Origin of the sequence: Vibrio sp. 10N.261.51.F11 (assembly GCF_041471665.1) — a bacterium.
Classification (GTDB): Bacteria; Pseudomonadota; Gammaproteobacteria; order Enterobacterales; family Vibrionaceae; genus Vibrio; species Vibrio crassostreae_C.
In genome coordinates this window covers 31,189-48,016 of sequence record NZ_JBFROW010000019.1, presented here as the reverse complement: position 1 = coordinate 48,016, position 16,828 = coordinate 31,189, and the positions used below count along the sequence as shown (strand labels likewise).

Sequence of the window (16,828 nt, the reverse complement as noted above, 5' to 3'; positions counted from 1 at the left end):
TCTACTACCGCTGAGACTTCGCTTGCTTGATTTGGTACATGTTCTTATCAGCTTGTGCGATCAACTGGTCTAATCCTTGAGGATCTTTGTCACAAGACAACCCAACACTCACTGAGAACTGCACATCATTGATATAAAGCGCTTGTTGCAGTGCTTTCTCTAAGCTGTGGTAGAAGCTAACAACGCTTTCTTGATCATCAAAGCAAGAGAACACCACAAACTCATCGCCACCATAACGGCCTATCTTGGCACATGCTGTGGTTGCCTCATCAAGAACTTCGGCAACCGCCAACAGCACATCGTCACCGAAACTGTGGCCATAGGTATCATTTATCGATTTGAACTTATCGACATCAACAAACAAACACGCCATCACCTTTTCAGAAAAGCATCGCTTGGCCAACACTTTCTCCGCTTCATTAAACAATGCGCGACGATTCAAGCAATGGGTTAAAGAATCTCGATTAGCGAAAAAGTTTAGCTGGTTCTCCAGCTCAAACTTCTCTAGTGCTACCGAATACAGGGAAGCCAGTAGCTCTAAGATCTCGAGCTCAAATTCATGTGGTTCAGAGATGTACTGACTATAAATAGCGAAGGTACCCAACACATTACCGCGTGACGAGATAATGGGGACCGACCAACAGGCATGCAAATTCGCTTGATTAGTGAGGGCTAAAAAAGGTGCCCAGTTTGGGTGTGCATTTATGTTGGAGACCATCACTGCTTTCTTAAGCGCAGCTGCCTCGCCACAAGAACCTATCCCCGCACCAATTTCTACCCCTTCAATCTGTTGATTGTAAAAATCAGGCAGGTTTGGAGCATATTCAAGGTGTAAAGTTTTAGACTCTGAGTTGAGCAGTAGAATTGAAGCCATGCGCTGCCCAAAAAGCTGCTCGGTAAGCTGAATAATCTTGTGATTTAAATCTTTGCGATCCATCCCAAGCGCAAGCTTCCGTAGCAAGCTATTGACGGCTCGATGACCTTCTAATAAAAATTGTTGTTCCATTCACTAAGGCTTTCAATTGTGTAATCGGGTACAACTTGTTCTTATGCAAGCTTGTTATTAGTTAATAATAACACACTAAATTAGTACGACACACAATCGAAGATCATAGGTTGATCTTTCGCTTTATCTATTTTGATCAGCGATCTACCCCAAAAAGAATATTTATATCACCACACACCGAAAGCATAAGTTACATGTGCTGCATTTCAATTTTAAACAGTCATTTATATTAAAAGTTACATTCAAAAACAAAACAAACAGCACAAGCCATTTCGATCTGTAGTCTAGATCATCGAATTACATGCGTCAGCATTTCAATATGCTGGTCATCTAACTGGGTTAACTTAACGGACAATGCCTTAAGCTCTGAGGTGTTCTCAATGTGAGTACCACCACACGGAATAGACACTAAAGTGTCGGCATCCAACTGCCATTCCCAATAACGAGAGTCTGTTAATGCTTCGCCTTCCAGTCGCATTGCGACTGGCGTCGGCTCTGCAAGCCAGCCCGCAATCATCTGGTTGATATCAGCTTCGATGTCATCAAGATTTGCTAGCATGTCTGCAACGTTCAAACCGCGCTTCTTGAGGGTTTTGCCTAAACGATACTTATCGGAACACAGCTCTGGAGTCACAAAGCTCGTCACTTGTGCGTAGCTATTGAAGTCGTAACTGCCAAGCGGATCTTTTCTATCCGCATCTTTACGCCAGTAGCGCTCAGCCAATACTTTATTCAAAGCTAGGAAAGCGATGTGGCCAGCACTGTGACCACGGCTCAAACTGGCTTGGTACTCTTTATCAACCGACAACACGACTTCGTCGTTAACCTTAATCATAGAAGCAGATGTAGGTAGCTGGTGGACAACAACAAACGCCCACCCTTCCGTATCACGCTTAACAGGGATATCTGCTGCGATATGAAGCTTGCCAGTAGATTGTTCTATAGCACCAACAAGGCAGTCTTCAACTGGATATAGCACGTCACCAACACTCACAAAGCCTTGGTCTGCAGGGTGATCTGGCCAAATGTGACTCACTGGGTGGAAAGGTGTCACGTCGGTGATCAGGTAAGTTTTGCTGTCATCGCTTTCAACGTACTGCGCTTTAGCATTGAGCTGCCAAGCCTGATGACAAAATTGAGTGATGGTTGGTGTGATTGCTGACACAGGTGTAATCAAATCGCTAGTAGTCATATCGTTCTTCTTCTGGAATCTAGTCTGATTCGTTGAGCCATGATGATAAAAACGTATTGTTATGGCTTAACGTGAATTTTGCTTAAAAAAATACCCGAGACAGGCTCGGGTATCAAATCTATTGGAAAGGTTTACTTACGACCTTTAACCATGCTCATCATACGTTTACGTTTACGTTCTTGAGAAATTGTCAGCTTGTTAGTCTTAGCTTCAAATGGGTTCTCGCTGTTCTGGAATTGAATGCGAATAGGTGTACCCATGATTTCTAGTGAACGACGGTAGTAGTTCATCAAGAATCGTTTGTATGAATCTGGCAAGTTACGAACTTGGTTGCCGTGGATAACGATAATCGGTGGGTTGTAGCCACCAGCGTGCGCGTATTTCAGTTTCACACGACGGCCACGAACCATAGGCGGTTGGTGATCATCAGTCGCCATCTTCATGATACGAGTTAGCACAGAAGTACCAACACGAGTAGTCGCTGACTTGTAAGCTTCTTGTACAGACTCAAACAAGTGACCAACACCTGTACCGTGAAGTGCAGAGATAAAGTGAATACGTGCGAAATCAACGAAGCCTAAGCGACGGTCTAGCTCTTTCTTAACGCGTTCTTTAACGTCGTTATCTAGGCCATCCCACTTGTTTACGGCAATAACAATTGAACGACCAGCGTTCAACGCAAAGCCTAGCAAGCTTAGATCTTGATCAGAGATGTTTTCGCGAGCATCGATAAGCAGCAATACAACGTTAGCATCTTCAATCGCTTTCAGTGTTTTAACCACTGAGAACTTCTCTACCGTTTCGTTGATGTTTTTACGACGACGAACACCCGCAGTATCGATTAGAACGTATTCACGCTCGTCACGCTGCATTGGGATGTAGATAGAGTCACGAGTCGTACCTGGCATATCGTAAACAACCACACGCTCTTCACCAAGAATACGGTTCGTTAGCGTTGATTTACCTACGTTAGGACGGCCAATGATCGCTAGTTTGATCGGTTGATCTTGAAGACGCTTGAATTCTGCTTCAGCTTCTTCTTCTGTAAATTCAACCTGCTCTTCTTCTTCGTCTTCAAACTCAGTTAAGTCGCTTACTTCGCCATTCTCAGCTTTTAGCGCTTCTGCGAATGGGTTAAGAGCAAGGTCAATAAGTGCAGTAACACCACGACCATGCGCCGCAGCGATTTGGTACATGTCTTCTACACCTAGTTGCCAGAAGTCAGCACTTGCAGCATCAGGGTCGATACCATCAACCTTGTTTACTACTAGCATTGAAGGCTTTTCTAGTTGACGTAGGTGCTTAGCAATCGCCACGTCTGAAGGTGTTAGACCCGCACGGCCATCTACCATAAATAGAACGACATCAGCTTCATCAATCGCCGCTAGCGACTGTTCAGCCATTTTAGTTTCAACACCTTCTTCAGTACCGTCGATACCGCCAGTGTCAATAACAATAAAGTCATGCTCGCTAAAATGAGCATGACCGTATTTACGGTCACGCGTTAAGCCAGGGAAATCCGCAACCAATGCATCACGAGTTCGAGTCAATCGGTTAAATAACGTAGATTTACCTACGTTCGGACGCCCTACTAGAGCAACAACAGGTACCATAACAACCTCTACAATTTCTTCTCTAAATGTAGTTATAGGTAAGCACTTGTTCGCAAGTTTAAACTCTTACCTATAACCACACGGTTTATTAATTTTTAACAACAAAACGGCTCCTGGCTGTTACCAACCAGGAGCCGACTGTGAATTATATCACGCTTTTATTGGCTAATCGTTAGTTTCTTTACATCGCCATTGCGAGTCGTCACTAAGTAGCCTTCAGGCAGTTCAATTGGTGCAACCGCAAAGCCGCTATCATCGACAAGCTGTTGAGCAACAAACTCACCCGATGAACGATCCAACCAGTGCAGATAACCTTCAGTATCACCCACGACTACATAACCATTAATAATAGCAGGTGCTGTCAGTAAGCGGTTTTCTAACAATGGAGTGCTCCACAGTTCAGTACCACTACGCGCATCAACCGCAACCACATGGTCTTTGTCGGTAACAACGAACAAACGGCTACCATCACTTGCTAAATCAATCGCTGATGAGTAGTTACGTTTCCAAATTGGCTTACCAGAACGAAGGTCGATAGCAATCAGCTGACCATTGATACCTACGGTATACAGGGTGCCACCAAGAACAATTGGAGATGCATCAACATCAACCAAACGATCAATTTCCGTTGCACCTTTTGGTGTGCCTACTGGCTGTTGCCAAATAAGCTGACCACGATCAACGATAGCCGCAGCTAGACGACCATTTGCTGTACCCCAGAATACACCACCAGAAACTGCAACAGGCGAGCTATCGCCACGCAGTGTTAGGCTTGGTACTTCCGTACTGATGGTCCATTTTTGTTCACCGCTTGCTTGATCTAACGCGATCAACATACCGCGACTGGTATGAACAATGACCATGTTGCTATCAGTTGCTGGGGATGCAAGCACCTCGCCATTGACTGATACACGCCACAGCTCTTCACCGGTCGATTCTTCCAGTGCGATCACTTCGCCATTTTCAGAACCAACAAAAACTTTACCGTAAGCCGCCGTTAAGCCACCCGATAAACGAGCCAATACGTCTTTCTCAAGATCGACTTTCCACAGCGCTTTACCTGTATCAGGATCAAGCGCTTTAACCATACCTTCACGGCTTGCAACAAACACTTTGTCGTAAGCCAATTCTGGCGTTAGTTTTGAAAAGTAGTGACCAACACCATCACCAACCGACGTAGACCATTCCTGACTAGGAGTGAACTCGCTGTTTACCGTTGGGACTGGAGCCATGATTACGGTGTCTTCTTCACCCGCACAGCCAGCTAGTAGGCCAAGAGCAATCGCACACAACGCCGCTTTTGGAAACATCTTCTTCATTCAAAGCGCCTTATTTAGCTAGGTCGTCAAGTTTGATTTGAAGCGTTTGGCTAGCGTCAACAGCTTGCTGTGCTTCTGTGTAAGCACTGTATGCTGCGTCTGTGTCGCCTTTACGAAGTGAGATATCACCACGCAGTTCAGCAACACGGCCTTTCCAAGATTCATCTGTCATAGCAGCAAGATCAGTCAGTGCTGCGTCAAATTCACCTTGCTCAGCTTTAATACGTGCAACACGGTAAGTAAGTAGTGGCGCAAGTGCCGCGTCCTTAGTTGCCGATTTTGCCCACTCGAGCTGTTCAAGTGCCGCCGCTAGATCGCCTGCTTGTACTTGTACTTTTGCTAGTTGCATAGCAGCAAGTACTGAGTACTCAGCATCTTTGTTTGCGTCGATGAAAGCTTGAATATCAGATTGAGCATCAACACCCTTAACATCAAGAGCTGAAATTACAGAGGTGTAGCTTTCTGAAGCTGCTTCACGCGCTTCAACTACTGAATCTTGGTAATAGCGCCAACCAAATAGACCACCTAAACCAATAACCGCACCAAAGATTACGGCTTTACCGTTCTCTTTCCACCAATCTTTAATGGCTTCAACTTGTTGCTCTTCGCTATCGTAAAGTTCCACTTCCTGTCCTCTTTAATTCTTTAAACGCCAGCATAGTGCTGACGTTAGTATTCATTATGAGCGTTTGCTCAATGGCTAATTAGATTAGCGCAGCAACTTTCTCTGCAACTTCCGTTTGAGACACGGTTTCTTGCTCGCCGCCAACCAGATCTTTTAGCACAACTGTATTGTCAGCAACTTCGTTCTCACCAAGTACCAGCGCCACAACAGCACCTACTTTGTCAGCACGTTTGAATTGCTTCTTGAAGTTACCACCACCGAAGTGGTTCATTACACGCACGCCTTCAACGGTGTCGCGTAATTGATTCGCTAACTGCATGCCCGCGATCATAGTACCTTCGCCAGCAGCAACTACGTATACATCAACGCTACGACGAACTTCTGTTAGCTCTAGCGTTTCCATCATCAGAACCAGACGCTCTAGACCCATTGCGAAGCCAACTGCATTGGTTGCTTTGCCGCCTAGTTGCTCAACAAGACCATCGTAACGACCGCCGCCACATACTGTACCTTGAGCACCAAGGCTATCTGTGATCCACTCAAATACGGTGCGGTTGTAGTAATCTAGGCCACGTACTAGACGCTCATTAACTTGGTATTCGATACCAACAGCGTCAAGAAGTTCACACAAACCAGCAAAATGTTGCTTCGATTCTTCACCTAGATATTCAGATAGTCGAGGTGCGTCACCTAAGATAGCTTGAACATCAGGGTTCTTAGTATCAAGTACACGTAGAGGGTTAGTGTGCATGCGACGTTTGCAGTCTTCGTCAAGCACATCAATATGTTGCTCAAGGAAAGCCACTAACGCAGTGCGGTAGCTTACGCGATCTTCTTGAGAACCGATTGAGTTCAGCTCTAGGCGAACGTGCTTATCGATACCTAGCTCACGCCATAGACGTGCTGTCATCATGATAAGTTCTGCGTCAACGTCTGGACCGTCTAGACCAAACACTTCAACACCACATTGGTGGAATTGACGGTAACGACCTTTTTGAGGACGCTCGTGACGGAACATAGGGCCCATGTACCATAGGCGCTGTTCATCACGGTTGATAAGGCTATTTTGAATACATGAACGAACACAACCTGCTGTGCCTTCTGGACGCAGCGTTAGGCTATCGCCATTGCGGTCGTCAAAGGTGTACATCTCTTTAGAAACAACGTCTGTCTCTTCACCAACTGCACGGCTAAATAGGTTTGTTTCTTCAACGATAGGCATACGTACTTCGTTGTAACCGTATGCACTCACCACGTTTTTAACTGCGCTTTCTACTTTCTGCCACAGTGGTGATTGAGTTGGAAGGCAGTCGTTCATGCCTCGAATTGCTTGGATATTTTTAGCCACAGTATTTATTCCGTAATTTCTCACGACCAGGTGTTAGTGCGAATAGACAATCACACCCCATCGCGTTGTATTAATCTTCTAAGTTTTCTACATCAATGCGATTTGCTTTATCAAGCACTGACGCTTTTGCACGAATCTTAGCTTCAAGTTTGTCGACAAGGTCATCGTTGTCGAAGCGCTCTTTCTGACGCTTACCGTCTTCGTAGAAGGCACTCTTACGAGCACTACCGGCTAAACCTAAGTGAGACACTTCTGCTTCACCAGGGCCGTTAACCACACAACCGATGATTGACACATCCATTGGAGTAATCACGTCTTCTAAGCGTTCTTCAAGGGCATTAACGGTGTTAATAACATCGAACTCTTGACGAGAACAGCTCGGGCACGCAATGAAGTTGATGCCACGCGAACGAATGCGCAAAGATTTAAGAATATCAAAGCCAACTTTGATCTCTTCAACCGGATCAGCCGCTAGCGAGATACGCAGCGTATCGCCGATACCTTCAGAAAGAAGCATACCTAAACCTACCGCTGACTTCACAGAGCCAGCACGCGCACCACCCGCTTCGGTAATGCCCAGGTGAAGAGGTTGATCAATCTGCTTAGCCAGCAAACGGTAAGAACCGACAGCAAGGAATACATCAGAAGCCTTCACGCTGACTTTGAATTGATCAAAGTTCAGACGGTCTAGGATATCTACATGACGCATTGCTGATTCAACAAGCGCTTCTGCTGTAGGTTCTGTGTATTTCTCTTGGATCTCTTTCTCAAGAGAACCGCCGTTAACACCAATACGAATCGGAATATTCATATCACGTGCACAATCAACAACTGAGCGGATACGGCTTTCGTTACCGATGTTACCTGGGTTGATACGCAGACAGTCAACGCCGTATTCCGCCACTTTAAGTGCGATACGGTAGTCGAAGTGAATATCAGCAACCAAAGGAACAGAGACCTGCTGTTTGATTAGCTTAAAGGCTTCAGCGGCATCCATAGTCGGTACAGATACGCGAACGATATCAGCGCCAACTTTTTCCAGAGCTCTAATTTGAGCAACGGTCGCGGCTACATCTGTTGTTCTTGTGTTGGTCATGGATTGCACAGCAATTGGTGCACCATCACCGATCGGCACATCACCCACATAAATACGGGTTGATTTGCGACGAATAATAGGAGATTCGTGTTGCATATTAACTCTAAGGTAAGGTTATTCTAGCTACTTTGCCTGAAGTATACCCAGAAAGGTCGACAGGTTCACTTGCAAATGTCATTGATACGCCTTCTGGCGCACCTAGAATCACTTTATATGGCGCAGTTCCTGATAGATTTAACGACTGACCTGCTTTTTTGATGCCAGTCGACAAGGTTTTACCCGTTGCATCTTTTACTTGGATCCAGCAATCAGCGGTGAACTGCATCACTAGTTCGTTAGCCACAGCTTCAGGAGCCGTGCTAGCTTCAACCGTTTCTGCATTCGCAGCAGCTTCAGCAGTTGGTTCAGTCTCTGTTGTTTGTTGTGCAGAAGTTTCGTCAGCTGGAGTAACAGCATCTGAACTTTCTTCCGCATCGCTTATCGCAGCAAGGCCTTCAGCACCTTCAACAACAGAAGCACCCGCTTCGTTTTGTTCAGCTTCAATCACTTCTAAAGAGGTGAATTCAGGGGCAAGTGATTCTTCTACCGCGAGCTCTTCTGAGCTTTCAGTATTCGCTAAAGATTGAGATAGGGTGTCTTGTTGTTGGTTCTGCCACCACCAAAGTGAGGAGATACCCGCAATGACCGCAAAAATGCTCCAAGTCAGGATCATAATACGGCTGTTGTGCTTCTCGGTTTTGGTCTTACGAGAAAAACTCAGCATTTCTTGCTCTTGATGCTGAGCATCACCGGCATGATGCAGCGCACTCAATACGACTTTTTCGTCAAGATTGACGTATTTCGCGTATGAACGAATATAGCCACGCATAAACGTCGCCACTTGATCTGACTCGAATTGGTTTTCTTCAATTTGTTGGATCAGAGTAACGCGAAGTTTCAAGCGATCAGAAATCTGCTTTTGCGTTAAACCAAGAGATTCTCGTTTGTTCTTAAGCAGCGTTCCCGCTTCCAAAGCTGGAGCTACGTTTTCTTGCGCTTGTGTATCTTGTTCTGTGTTCATAGAGAGTGAACTTCTAAAGTATTATCGCAGGTTGAGGAGAGCGTTTTCTTATTGTCGTTTAAGCTCAATCTAACAACCCACGTTATGTGGAATTTTTCCTGCTATCTAAATCATCAACCCTTAAAGGCGAACATCATTCATTTATTATGGATGACCTTCTCAGGAAGCTAGTTTATCAAGTAGCCAACCTAAATAGACATATTGATGATCAGTAGCAAGCGAGCACTTAAATTAATTTAAGATTAGTTAATCATAAGCTAATGCCATTACAAGGCAAAAACACTTTAAACAAAATTTACCGTCAGCTCATGGTTTTGTCCAAAATTTGACGAAAAATGTAAGAAAGCGTGGGCAAGAAGTCCAAAAAATCAAAAACTGCACCCCAGAAAAGCAACAAGCCAGAAGTAAGACTTCTGGCTTGTTTAGGTTCTAATCGCGTTTTATACCGCTTTTACTTCAATCACACCACCGGCAATCAAGTTCGCTTCAGAGGCTGCTTTAAGCATTTTAGTACGCTTGGTTCTATCAATCACATCACCGACTAACTGACCACACGCGGCATCAATATCATCACCACGAGTCTTACGAACGGTTACTGTGTAGTTGTATTCCATCAGCGTTTTTTGGAAGCGATCAATACGAGAGTTGCTTGGCTTCTTATAAGGCGACCCCGGGTAAGGGTTGAATGGAATCAAGTTGATCTTACAAGGCGTCTCTTTCATTAGCTCAGCAAGTTCACGTGCGTGGTCCATATCATCATTCACATGATCCAATAACACGTACTCAACCGTTACTTTACCGCGGTTAGCATTTGAAGACGCAATGTAACGACGAACAGATGCTAGGAAGTCTTGGATATCCCAACGGTCGTTGATCGGCATGATTTGGCTACGTAGTGCATCGTTTGGCGCATGTAGAGAAATAGCCAATGCGACATCGATGTTGTCTGTCATTTGGTCAAGGCCAGAAACAACACCAGAAGTTGATACGGTTACACGACGCTTAGACAGTGCGAAACCTAGATCATCAAGCATGATTTCTAATGATGGCATTAGGTTCTTCATGTTCAATAGAGGCTCGCCCATACCCATCATTACAACGTTAGTAATTGGACGACGACCAGTTTCTTTTTCTAGGCCGATTTCGCGAGATGCACGCCAGATTTGGCCAACAATCTCTGAAACTTTTAGGTTACGGTTGAAGCCTTGTTGAGCTGTAGAACAGAACTTACATTCAAGTGCACAACCAACCTGTGAAGATACACATAGCGTCGCACGGTCACCATCTGGGATGTATACCGTTTCAACGTCTTGGTCGCCAACGCTCATCGCCCATTTAATTGTGCCATCTGAAGAGTGTTGAGCTTCAGAAACAACAGGTGCAACAATCTCACAGCGACGTTGAAGTTTCTCACGTAACTTTTTGTTGATGTTATTCATTTGTTCGAAGTCATCGACACCGAAGTGATAAATCCACTTCATCACTTGCTCTGCTCGAAACGCTTTCTCATTCAGTTCTTCTGTGAAAAATTTACGAAGACCTTTACGATCAAAATCGAGTAGATTGACTTTAGCTGTGGTCATGATGCCTCTCAATGACGGAACAATAATTAAGGGCGCGAATTGTACAGGCTTTACGCAACTTCAACAAGCATTGTAAAACCCTGTGTTTATTAAGACATTCAAACTTAAGCGATTAAAATTTGAACAATTGTATTTATCGGCCTGAGATTACCCAATTTAAACAAAGATTCCCGATTACACTCCTTCGTCGCTTTCGGGAATGACGTAAATAATCACCAATTGCTCGATAATATTTACCACGAGATGGTTGCTCCAAAGTTCCCCGTCATTCCAGAACTGAGGAACGAAGTATCTGGAATCTCCAATAACAAAAACAGATTCCCGATTACGCTCCTTCGTCGCTTTCGAGAATGACGACTAAATTGATTATCGAGAGCGTAAAATCCACTTACAAAAAAGGCCTCACCGAGGTGAAGCCTTTAGAATAATTTGCAGTGCCGATTATTGAGCTGGGCGTGGGCAAATTTCAGATTCTGGGAAGAAGAATTCGATTTCGCGAGCTGCAGACTCAGGGCTGTCGCTGCCGTGAACTGAGTTGTAACGCATGCTGATTGCGTAGTCAGCACGGATAGTACCGCATGCCGCTTCTTCTGGGTTTGTTTTACCCATAAGTTCACGGTAACGAGCGATAGCGTTTTCGCCTTCAAGCACTTGAACCATGATAGGACCAGAAGTCATAAACTCTTTAAGAGCTGGGAAGAACTCTTTGCCTTCATGTTCAGCGTAGAAGCCACTCGCTTGCTCTTCAGTAAGACGAACCATTTTAGCAGCAATAATTTCTAGGCCTGCTTTTTCGATACGGTGGTAGATTTCACCAACAAGGTTACGCTTAACTGCATCCGGCTTAACAATTGAGAACGTTCTTTCTAGAGCCATAGGGATTCCTTCACTTCATTTTTTTGTTATTAAATACTGAAATTACTGAGATCTTTCGATCTGAGCTTTATGAATGAGCGGCACAAAATACCGCTCACCCTTATTATTATTTTGCTTGGTCGATAAGAAGACGAGCCAGTGTGCGAACGCCCATACCCGTTGCGCCTGCCGCCCACTTGTCACTTGCTGACTTACGGTAAGTACCCGCGCAATCCATATGAATCCAACCTTTTTTGTAATCATCTACAAAGTAAGAAAGGAATGCCGCTGCTGTACTTGCACCCGGTGTGTAATCGCCTGTGCTGATGTTTGAAAGATCAGCAAAGTTTGAAGGCAACATACCACGGTGGAAATCAGCAAGAGGCAGTGGCCATAAGCCTTCTTTCTCTTGGTTTGCCGCTGTTAGCGCTTGGTGAGACAACTCATCATCGAAGCTTAATAGTGCGTGGTAGTCGTTACCTAATGCGTTTTTAGCCGCGCCTGTTAGCGTTGCACAGTCGATGATCAGCTCAGGGCTTTGTGCACTTGCGTACATCAGGCCATCAGCTAGCACTAAGCGACCTTCCGCATCAGTGTTCATGATCTCAACTGTTTTACCGTTTTTGTAGGTAATGATATCGCCAAGCTTCAATGCGCGACCAGAGATCATGTTCTCTGCGCAACATAGAATAAGCTTGATGCGCTTGTTAAGACCGCGTTCAATCGCAAGACCTAAACCACCAGTAATCGTTGCTGCGCCACCCATGTCAGCTTTCATCGCTGTCATGAATTGGCCTGGCTTGATACTGTAACCGCCCGAATCGAACGTAATACCTTTACCGACTAAACAGGCAAATACAGGTGCGTTTTCATCGCCTGTTGGGTTGAAGTCCAGTTGCAGCATTGCTGATGTACGCTCAGAGCCACGACCTACCGCGTAGATGCCTTCCCAACCTTCAGTTAGGAGATCTTTGTCTTTAACGATTTTTGCTTTTACTGTGCCCGCTGGCGCCACTGATTTGATGTATTCAGCAGCCATTGTCGCAAGTTGACGAGGTGCCACTTCTTCAGCGGTTTTATTGATAATGTCACGCGTCCAGTCAGTTGCGCGAATACGAGCTTCAAGCTCAGTTTGATCGGCTTCTGAAAGTGCATCCCATTCCAATGCATTCTTTTTCTTTGGTCCACGGTAGCCTTGGTAGAAAGCCCAAACGCTTTCTAGATCCCAACCTTCACCACGAAGTGAAACGAATGCGATACCTTGTCCGTCAAGCGTACGACCCGCACGTTGAACTGCGCCTAGATCGTGGCCTTCACCAATGTGAATTGTCGCTCCCGCTTCTGAGAACGATAAAATAGCTCTTGCTCCCCACTGAGGCTGGGCAGCTTCTTGACTTAAAAATACTGACATCTGTGTAGACATGATTTCTCCTTGTCATGAACCACTTCGAGAGTGTGATTCTGATTATTTTTTATTAGCTCACTGATGTTAGCATTATGTAGGAGGAAAATGTCATTTTGATAAAAAAACGGACCATAAGGTCCGCTTTTTTTAGTAAGAATTGTTAACTTGGCTGCGTTTTATATTGGACTGATACCAACCCGCGACCAAATCATTAGACAAGAGGATTAATCCATCTCATCCATCCAGCACAAAATAATAGCCTCTAAGATTTTTTCATTCGAGTGGTTAGGCTCGTCATCAAACTCTTCAAGGTCTAGCACCCATTGATGCAGATCGGTAAAACGTACCGTTTTAGGATCAGTATCAGGGTACAAATCACATAGCTCAATTGCGATGTCTCGCGAATCAATCCACTTCAAGCTCATAACACTTCCTTATATTTATTAGCGACGCTCTGTCACCTTTATGATCTATATTCTAGGCCAGTTTTTTAAACCGTTATTTCAGTCATGGCGAAACCACCATGACTGTAGAGAAGTTCTTAGTGATCTTCAGACGCTAGGTTCAATGTGTACTTTGGAATCTCTACAACAAGATCCGTATCAGCCACTTTTGCTTGGCAGCCAAGGCGAGATTCCATCTCTAAGCCCCATGCCTTATCTAGCATGTCGTCTTCTAGATCATCACTCTCTTCTAAAGAATCAAAACCTTCACGAATCACGACGTGACATGTTGTACATGCACACGATTTTTCACATGCGTGTTCAATACCAATACCGGCCTTCAATGCAACATCAAGAACCGTCTCACCAGTTTTTGCTTCTAAAACAGCGCCTTCTGGACATAGATCTTCGTGAGGTAAAACAATAATCTTTGGCATGTTTATCTATTCTCTAACTATTAAATATTATCGACTGACTGACCTGACAGTGCAGCACGAATTGATTTATCCATACGACGAGAAGCAAAGTCTTGGCTCGCTTTGTCGGTATTCTTAATTTCTAGTTCAATAGCATCAGCGTTGTCGCCATTACGCACTTCAATCAGTGCTTCAATCGCTTGAACAAGTTGTTGTTTGCCTTGCTCATCAAGTAGCTCGTCACCGTCGGCTTGCATTGCAGCGATAAGGCCTTCGATAACGCGATCCGCTTCTACGCGTTGCTCAGCAAGAGCACGCGCTTGCATGTCTTCTTTTGCAAACGTCATCGAATCTTTCAGCATGCTAGCCACTTCGTTGTCGCTTAGACCGTAAGAAGGCTTAACTTGGATTTCAGCTTGAACGCCAGTGCTCTTCTCCATTGCGGTAACCGATAGCAGGCCATCAGCATCCACTTGGTAAGTAACACGAATATGAGCAGCACCTGCAGTCATCGGCGGGATGCCTTTCAGAGCAAATCGAGCCAGTGAACGACAGTCATCAACCATCTCACGCTCGCCTTGCACGGTGTGTACTGTCATTGCAGTTTGACCGTCTTTGAACGTGGTAAACTCTTGTGCACGAGCAACTGGGATCGTGGTATTACGAGGGATGATCTTTTCGACTAAGCCACCCATGGTTTCGATACCCAGTGACAGAGGGATAACATCCAATAGCAGCATCTCAGAGTCAGGCTTGTTGCCAACTAAGATATCCGCTTGAATCGATGCGCCAATCGCAACCACTTCATCAGGGTTAATACTGGTTAATGGAGTACGACCAAAGAAGCCACCGACCATTTCACGAACAAGTAAGGTACGAGTTGAACCACCTACCATCACGACTTCTAGTACTTCATCCGCGTCAACTTCCGCATCTTTCAGTGCTCGGCGGCACGAAAGCAGCGTTTTCTTAACGAGCGGTTTGATGATCTCTTCGAACTCTTCACGAGTTAAAGAGCCAGACCAACCTAGTGCTTCAACATTAACGCTTTCAGCTTCAGATAAGCCAATCTTTGCTTCTGTTGCTGCGTCTAGAAGAATACGGTTCTGTTCTGCTGTCAGCTCTAACAAGCCCATTTGCTCTTGGAAATGATCCGCAATTAAATGGTCAAAGTCATCGCCGCCTAATGCAGAGTCACCACCGGTTGCTAAAACTTCGAAGACACCTTTAGACAGGCGTAGGATAGAGATATCAAACGTACCACCGCCTAAGTCATAAACAGCGATTACCCCTTCTTTACCTGAATCCAAGCCATAAGCAATCGCGGCTGCAGTGGGTTCATTAAGAAGACGTAACACATGAAGACCAGCAAGTTGCGCTGCGTCTTTGGTACCTGCACGTTGTGCATCATCAAAGTACGCAGGGACGGTAATCACGGCACCAGCCAATTCACCACCTAACGTCGACTCAGCACGTTGACCGAGTGCACGAAGAATATCTGCAGATACTTGAATTGGGTTCTTATTTCCTTGCGCTGTGTTAATCACAGGCAGGCCATTATCACTTTCTTCAAACTGATATGGCAGAGATGGGTATCGCTGTTGAATATCTGACAGTGAACGACCGATTAATCGCTTAACTGAGATAATGGTATTTTTAGGATCAGTTTGTGCATTTACACGCGCTTCATCACCAGTGGTGTACGACTCTGACTGATAGTGAACAACGGAAGGGAGAATACTGCGACCTTGTTGATCAACAAGCGTGCTTGCCTCACCACTGCGCACTGACGCAACCAATGAGTTTGTTGTACCTAAATCAATACCCACTGCAAGCTTGTGCTGGTGAGGAGCGGCGCTTTGCCCTGGTTCTGCAATCTGAAGTAGTGCCATGGATGTGTCCTTGTTATACGAACTAGCCGATCAAACGATCTTCAACTAACTCGATTTCATTCTTTAATTTTGCAATAAACTTAAGCTTTCTTACTCGGTCTGCAGCTTCTAACCAAGCTTCGCTGTCGAGTTCTTGTTGGATAGCGCTTAATTGTTGTTTATACATTTTGCTAACCTTTCCTTCAAATGCAAACAAAGCATCTTCAGGATCAGAACTGTCGGCGATATCTTCCAGCTCTTCACGCAATTCCATTTGCTCCATCAGGAACATAGGATCTTGCATAGTCTGCTGCTCACCACGAATATCCTCACCATGTTGAACTAACAGGTATTCAGCGCGGCTGACTGGATTTTTCAACACCTGGTACGCATCATTGATTTGCGCAGCTTTTTGCACAGCCAGCAAGCGATCTCGCTCAGAAGCCGTGGCAAATTTATCAGGGTGGAATTGGCGTTGCAGATCTCTAAACTGAGAAGAAAGAAGGCTACCATCCAGTTGAAACTGAAGTGGTAGCCCAAATAATTCGAAATGATTCATGTAACGGTGGTCCTAAGTTTAGGCTCTTTACTTAGAGCCTAATTTTATTCTTCGCTCATTATAAACGCTCAACGATTGAGGCGTTTATACATTGAAGCTCTCACCACAACCACATTCGCCTTTCGCGTTAGGGTTGTTGAATTCAAAACCTTCGTTTAGGCCTTCTTTTACGTAATCAAGCTCAGTACCGTCTAGGTAAACTAGGCTCTTTGGATCAATGATGACCTTAACACCTGAATGCTCGAACACTTCGTCTTCTTCGTTGAGCTCGTCAACGAATTCCAGTACATACGCCATACCCGAACAGCCAGTAGTTTTTACCGCTAAGCGCAACCCGATACCTTTACCTCGGTTATCTAGGAAAGCTTGAACTCGGCTTGCTGCCGTATCTGTCATGGTGATGGCCATACTACAACCTTGTGTTTTATATAAATTGA

16 protein-coding genes are annotated in these 16,828 nt (G+C 45.0%); all 16 read right to left on the bottom strand.

Annotated elements, in window-relative coordinates:
- Window positions 1–4: 4 nt before the first annotated feature.
- The 16 genes from AB4351_RS07100 to iscA all read right to left on the bottom strand — a co-directional run bounded on the left by AB4351_RS07100 (window position 5) and on the right by iscA (window position 16,799).
- Window positions 5–1,006, bottom strand: coding sequence for a sensor domain-containing diguanylate cyclase (locus AB4351_RS07100; RefSeq protein ID WP_372125471.1), 1,002 nt, complete (start codon window positions 1,004–1,006; stop codon window positions 5–7).
- Window positions 1,007–1,295: 289 nt separating this feature from the next.
- Window positions 1,296–2,198, bottom strand: coding sequence for a metal-dependent hydrolase (locus AB4351_RS07095; protein WP_017062510.1), 903 nt, complete (start codon window positions 2,196–2,198; stop codon window positions 1,296–1,298).
- A 131-nt stretch (window positions 2,199–2,329) separates the two neighbouring features.
- Window positions 2,330–3,811, bottom strand: a complete 1,482-nt coding sequence (gene der / locus AB4351_RS07090) for a ribosome biogenesis GTPase Der (protein WP_017062511.1) — start codon at window positions 3,809–3,811, stop codon at window positions 2,330–2,332.
- 158 nt (window positions 3,812–3,969) lie between these two features.
- Window positions 3,970–5,130, bottom strand: coding sequence for an outer membrane protein assembly factor BamB (gene bamB, locus AB4351_RS07085; RefSeq protein ID WP_017062512.1), 1,161 nt, complete (start codon window positions 5,128–5,130; stop codon window positions 3,970–3,972).
- Between the two features lie 10 nt (window positions 5,131–5,140).
- On the bottom strand, window positions 5,141–5,755 hold the full coding sequence (locus AB4351_RS07080) for a YfgM family protein (protein WP_017062513.1): 615 nt from the start codon (window positions 5,753–5,755) through the stop codon (window positions 5,141–5,143).
- Between the two features lie 79 nt (window positions 5,756–5,834).
- Window positions 5,835–7,103, bottom strand: a complete 1,269-nt coding sequence (hisS, locus tag AB4351_RS07075) for a histidine--tRNA ligase (RefSeq protein WP_017062514.1) — start codon at window positions 7,101–7,103, stop codon at window positions 5,835–5,837.
- A gap of 70 nt (window positions 7,104–7,173) precedes the next feature.
- A complete protein-coding gene (gene ispG / locus AB4351_RS07070) occupies window positions 7,174–8,295 on the bottom strand; it encodes a flavodoxin-dependent (E)-4-hydroxy-3-methylbut-2-enyl-diphosphate synthase (RefSeq protein ID WP_009848294.1) in 1,122 nt (373 codons plus the stop codon).
- Between the two features lie 7 nt (window positions 8,296–8,302).
- The gene (gene rodZ, locus AB4351_RS07065) at window positions 8,303–9,259 is read right to left on the bottom strand and encodes a cytoskeleton protein RodZ (RefSeq protein ID WP_017062515.1); all 957 of its coding nucleotides are present in this window, start codon (window positions 9,257–9,259) and stop codon (window positions 8,303–8,305) included.
- A gap of 440 nt (window positions 9,260–9,699) precedes the next feature.
- Entirely contained in the window at window positions 9,700–10,842 is a 1,143-nt protein-coding gene (locus tag AB4351_RS07060; protein ID WP_017062516.1) for a bifunctional tRNA (adenosine(37)-C2)-methyltransferase TrmG/ribosomal RNA large subunit methyltransferase RlmN, read from the bottom strand.
- A 441-nt stretch (window positions 10,843–11,283) separates the two neighbouring features.
- Window positions 11,284–11,718 carry a nucleoside-diphosphate kinase gene (ndk, locus tag AB4351_RS07055; RefSeq protein ID WP_016797173.1) on the bottom strand — a complete coding sequence of 145 codons (435 nt, stop codon included), beginning with the start codon at window positions 11,716–11,718 and terminating at the stop codon, window positions 11,284–11,286.
- 106 nt (window positions 11,719–11,824) lie between these two features.
- Complete coding sequence (gene pepB / locus AB4351_RS07050; protein ID WP_017062517.1) at window positions 11,825–13,120, bottom strand: aminopeptidase PepB; 1,296 nt, start codon at window positions 13,118–13,120, stop codon at window positions 11,825–11,827.
- A gap of 206 nt (window positions 13,121–13,326) precedes the next feature.
- Window positions 13,327–13,527: a Fe-S cluster assembly protein IscX gene (gene iscX, locus AB4351_RS07045; protein ID WP_004740335.1), complete on the bottom strand. Its 201-nt coding sequence runs from the start codon at window positions 13,525–13,527 to the stop codon at window positions 13,327–13,329.
- A gap of 116 nt (window positions 13,528–13,643) precedes the next feature.
- Complete coding sequence (gene fdx, locus AB4351_RS07040) at window positions 13,644–13,982, bottom strand: ISC system 2Fe-2S type ferredoxin (protein ID WP_010440525.1); 339 nt, start codon at window positions 13,980–13,982, stop codon at window positions 13,644–13,646.
- A gap of 20 nt (window positions 13,983–14,002) precedes the next feature.
- Complete coding sequence (gene hscA, locus AB4351_RS07035) at window positions 14,003–15,853, bottom strand: Fe-S protein assembly chaperone HscA (RefSeq protein WP_017062518.1); 1,851 nt, start codon at window positions 15,851–15,853, stop codon at window positions 14,003–14,005.
- Window positions 15,854–15,875: 22 nt separating this feature from the next.
- Window positions 15,876–16,391, bottom strand: a complete 516-nt coding sequence (gene hscB, locus AB4351_RS07030) for a co-chaperone HscB (RefSeq protein WP_010440522.1) — start codon at window positions 16,389–16,391, stop codon at window positions 15,876–15,878.
- 84 nt (window positions 16,392–16,475) lie between these two features.
- Window positions 16,476–16,799, bottom strand: a complete 324-nt coding sequence (iscA, locus tag AB4351_RS07025) for an iron-sulfur cluster assembly protein IscA (RefSeq protein ID WP_010440519.1) — start codon at window positions 16,797–16,799, stop codon at window positions 16,476–16,478.
- Window positions 16,800–16,828: the final 29 nt, after the last annotated feature.

What these genes read in the sequence shown, in the direction of transcription:
- bamB (WP_017062512.1), bottom strand. Translation starts at nt 5,130, where the DNA reads ATGAAGAAGATGTTTCCAAAAGCGGCGTTGTGTGCGATTGCTCTTGGC.
- AB4351_RS07095 (WP_017062510.1), bottom strand. Translation starts at nt 2,198, where the DNA reads ATGACTACTAGCGATTTGATTACACCTGTGTCAGCAATCACACCAACC.
- iscX (WP_004740335.1), bottom strand. Translation starts at nt 13,527, where the DNA reads ATGAGCTTGAAGTGGATTGATTCGCGAGACATCGCAATTGAGCTATGT.
- der (WP_017062511.1), bottom strand. Translation starts at nt 3,811, where the DNA reads ATGGTACCTGTTGTTGCTCTAGTAGGGCGTCCGAACGTAGGTAAATCT.
- hscB (WP_010440522.1), bottom strand. Translation starts at nt 16,391, where the DNA reads ATGAATCATTTCGAATTATTTGGGCTACCACTTCAGTTTCAACTGGAT.
- rodZ (WP_017062515.1), bottom strand. Translation starts at nt 9,259, where the DNA reads ATGAACACAGAACAAGATACACAAGCGCAAGAAAACGTAGCTCCAGCT.
- AB4351_RS07060 (WP_017062516.1), bottom strand. Translation starts at nt 10,842, where the DNA reads ATGACCACAGCTAAAGTCAATCTACTCGATTTTGATCGTAAAGGTCTT.
- ispG (WP_009848294.1), bottom strand. Translation starts at nt 8,295, where the DNA reads ATGCAACACGAATCTCCTATTATTCGTCGCAAATCAACCCGTATTTAT.
- hscA (WP_017062518.1), bottom strand. Translation starts at nt 15,853, where the DNA reads ATGGCACTACTTCAGATTGCAGAACCAGGGCAAAGCGCCGCTCCTCAC.
- AB4351_RS07100 (WP_372125471.1), bottom strand. Translation starts at nt 1,006, where the DNA reads ATGGAACAACAATTTTTATTAGAAGGTCATCGAGCCGTCAATAGCTTG.
- pepB (WP_017062517.1), bottom strand. Translation starts at nt 13,120, where the DNA reads ATGTCTACACAGATGTCAGTATTTTTAAGTCAAGAAGCTGCCCAGCCT.
- iscA (WP_010440519.1), bottom strand. Translation starts at nt 16,799, where the DNA reads ATGGCCATCACCATGACAGATACGGCAGCAAGCCGAGTTCAAGCTTTC.
- fdx (WP_010440525.1), bottom strand. Translation starts at nt 13,982, where the DNA reads ATGCCAAAGATTATTGTTTTACCTCACGAAGATCTATGTCCAGAAGGC.
- ndk (WP_016797173.1), bottom strand. Translation starts at nt 11,718, where the DNA reads ATGGCTCTAGAAAGAACGTTCTCAATTGTTAAGCCGGATGCAGTTAAG.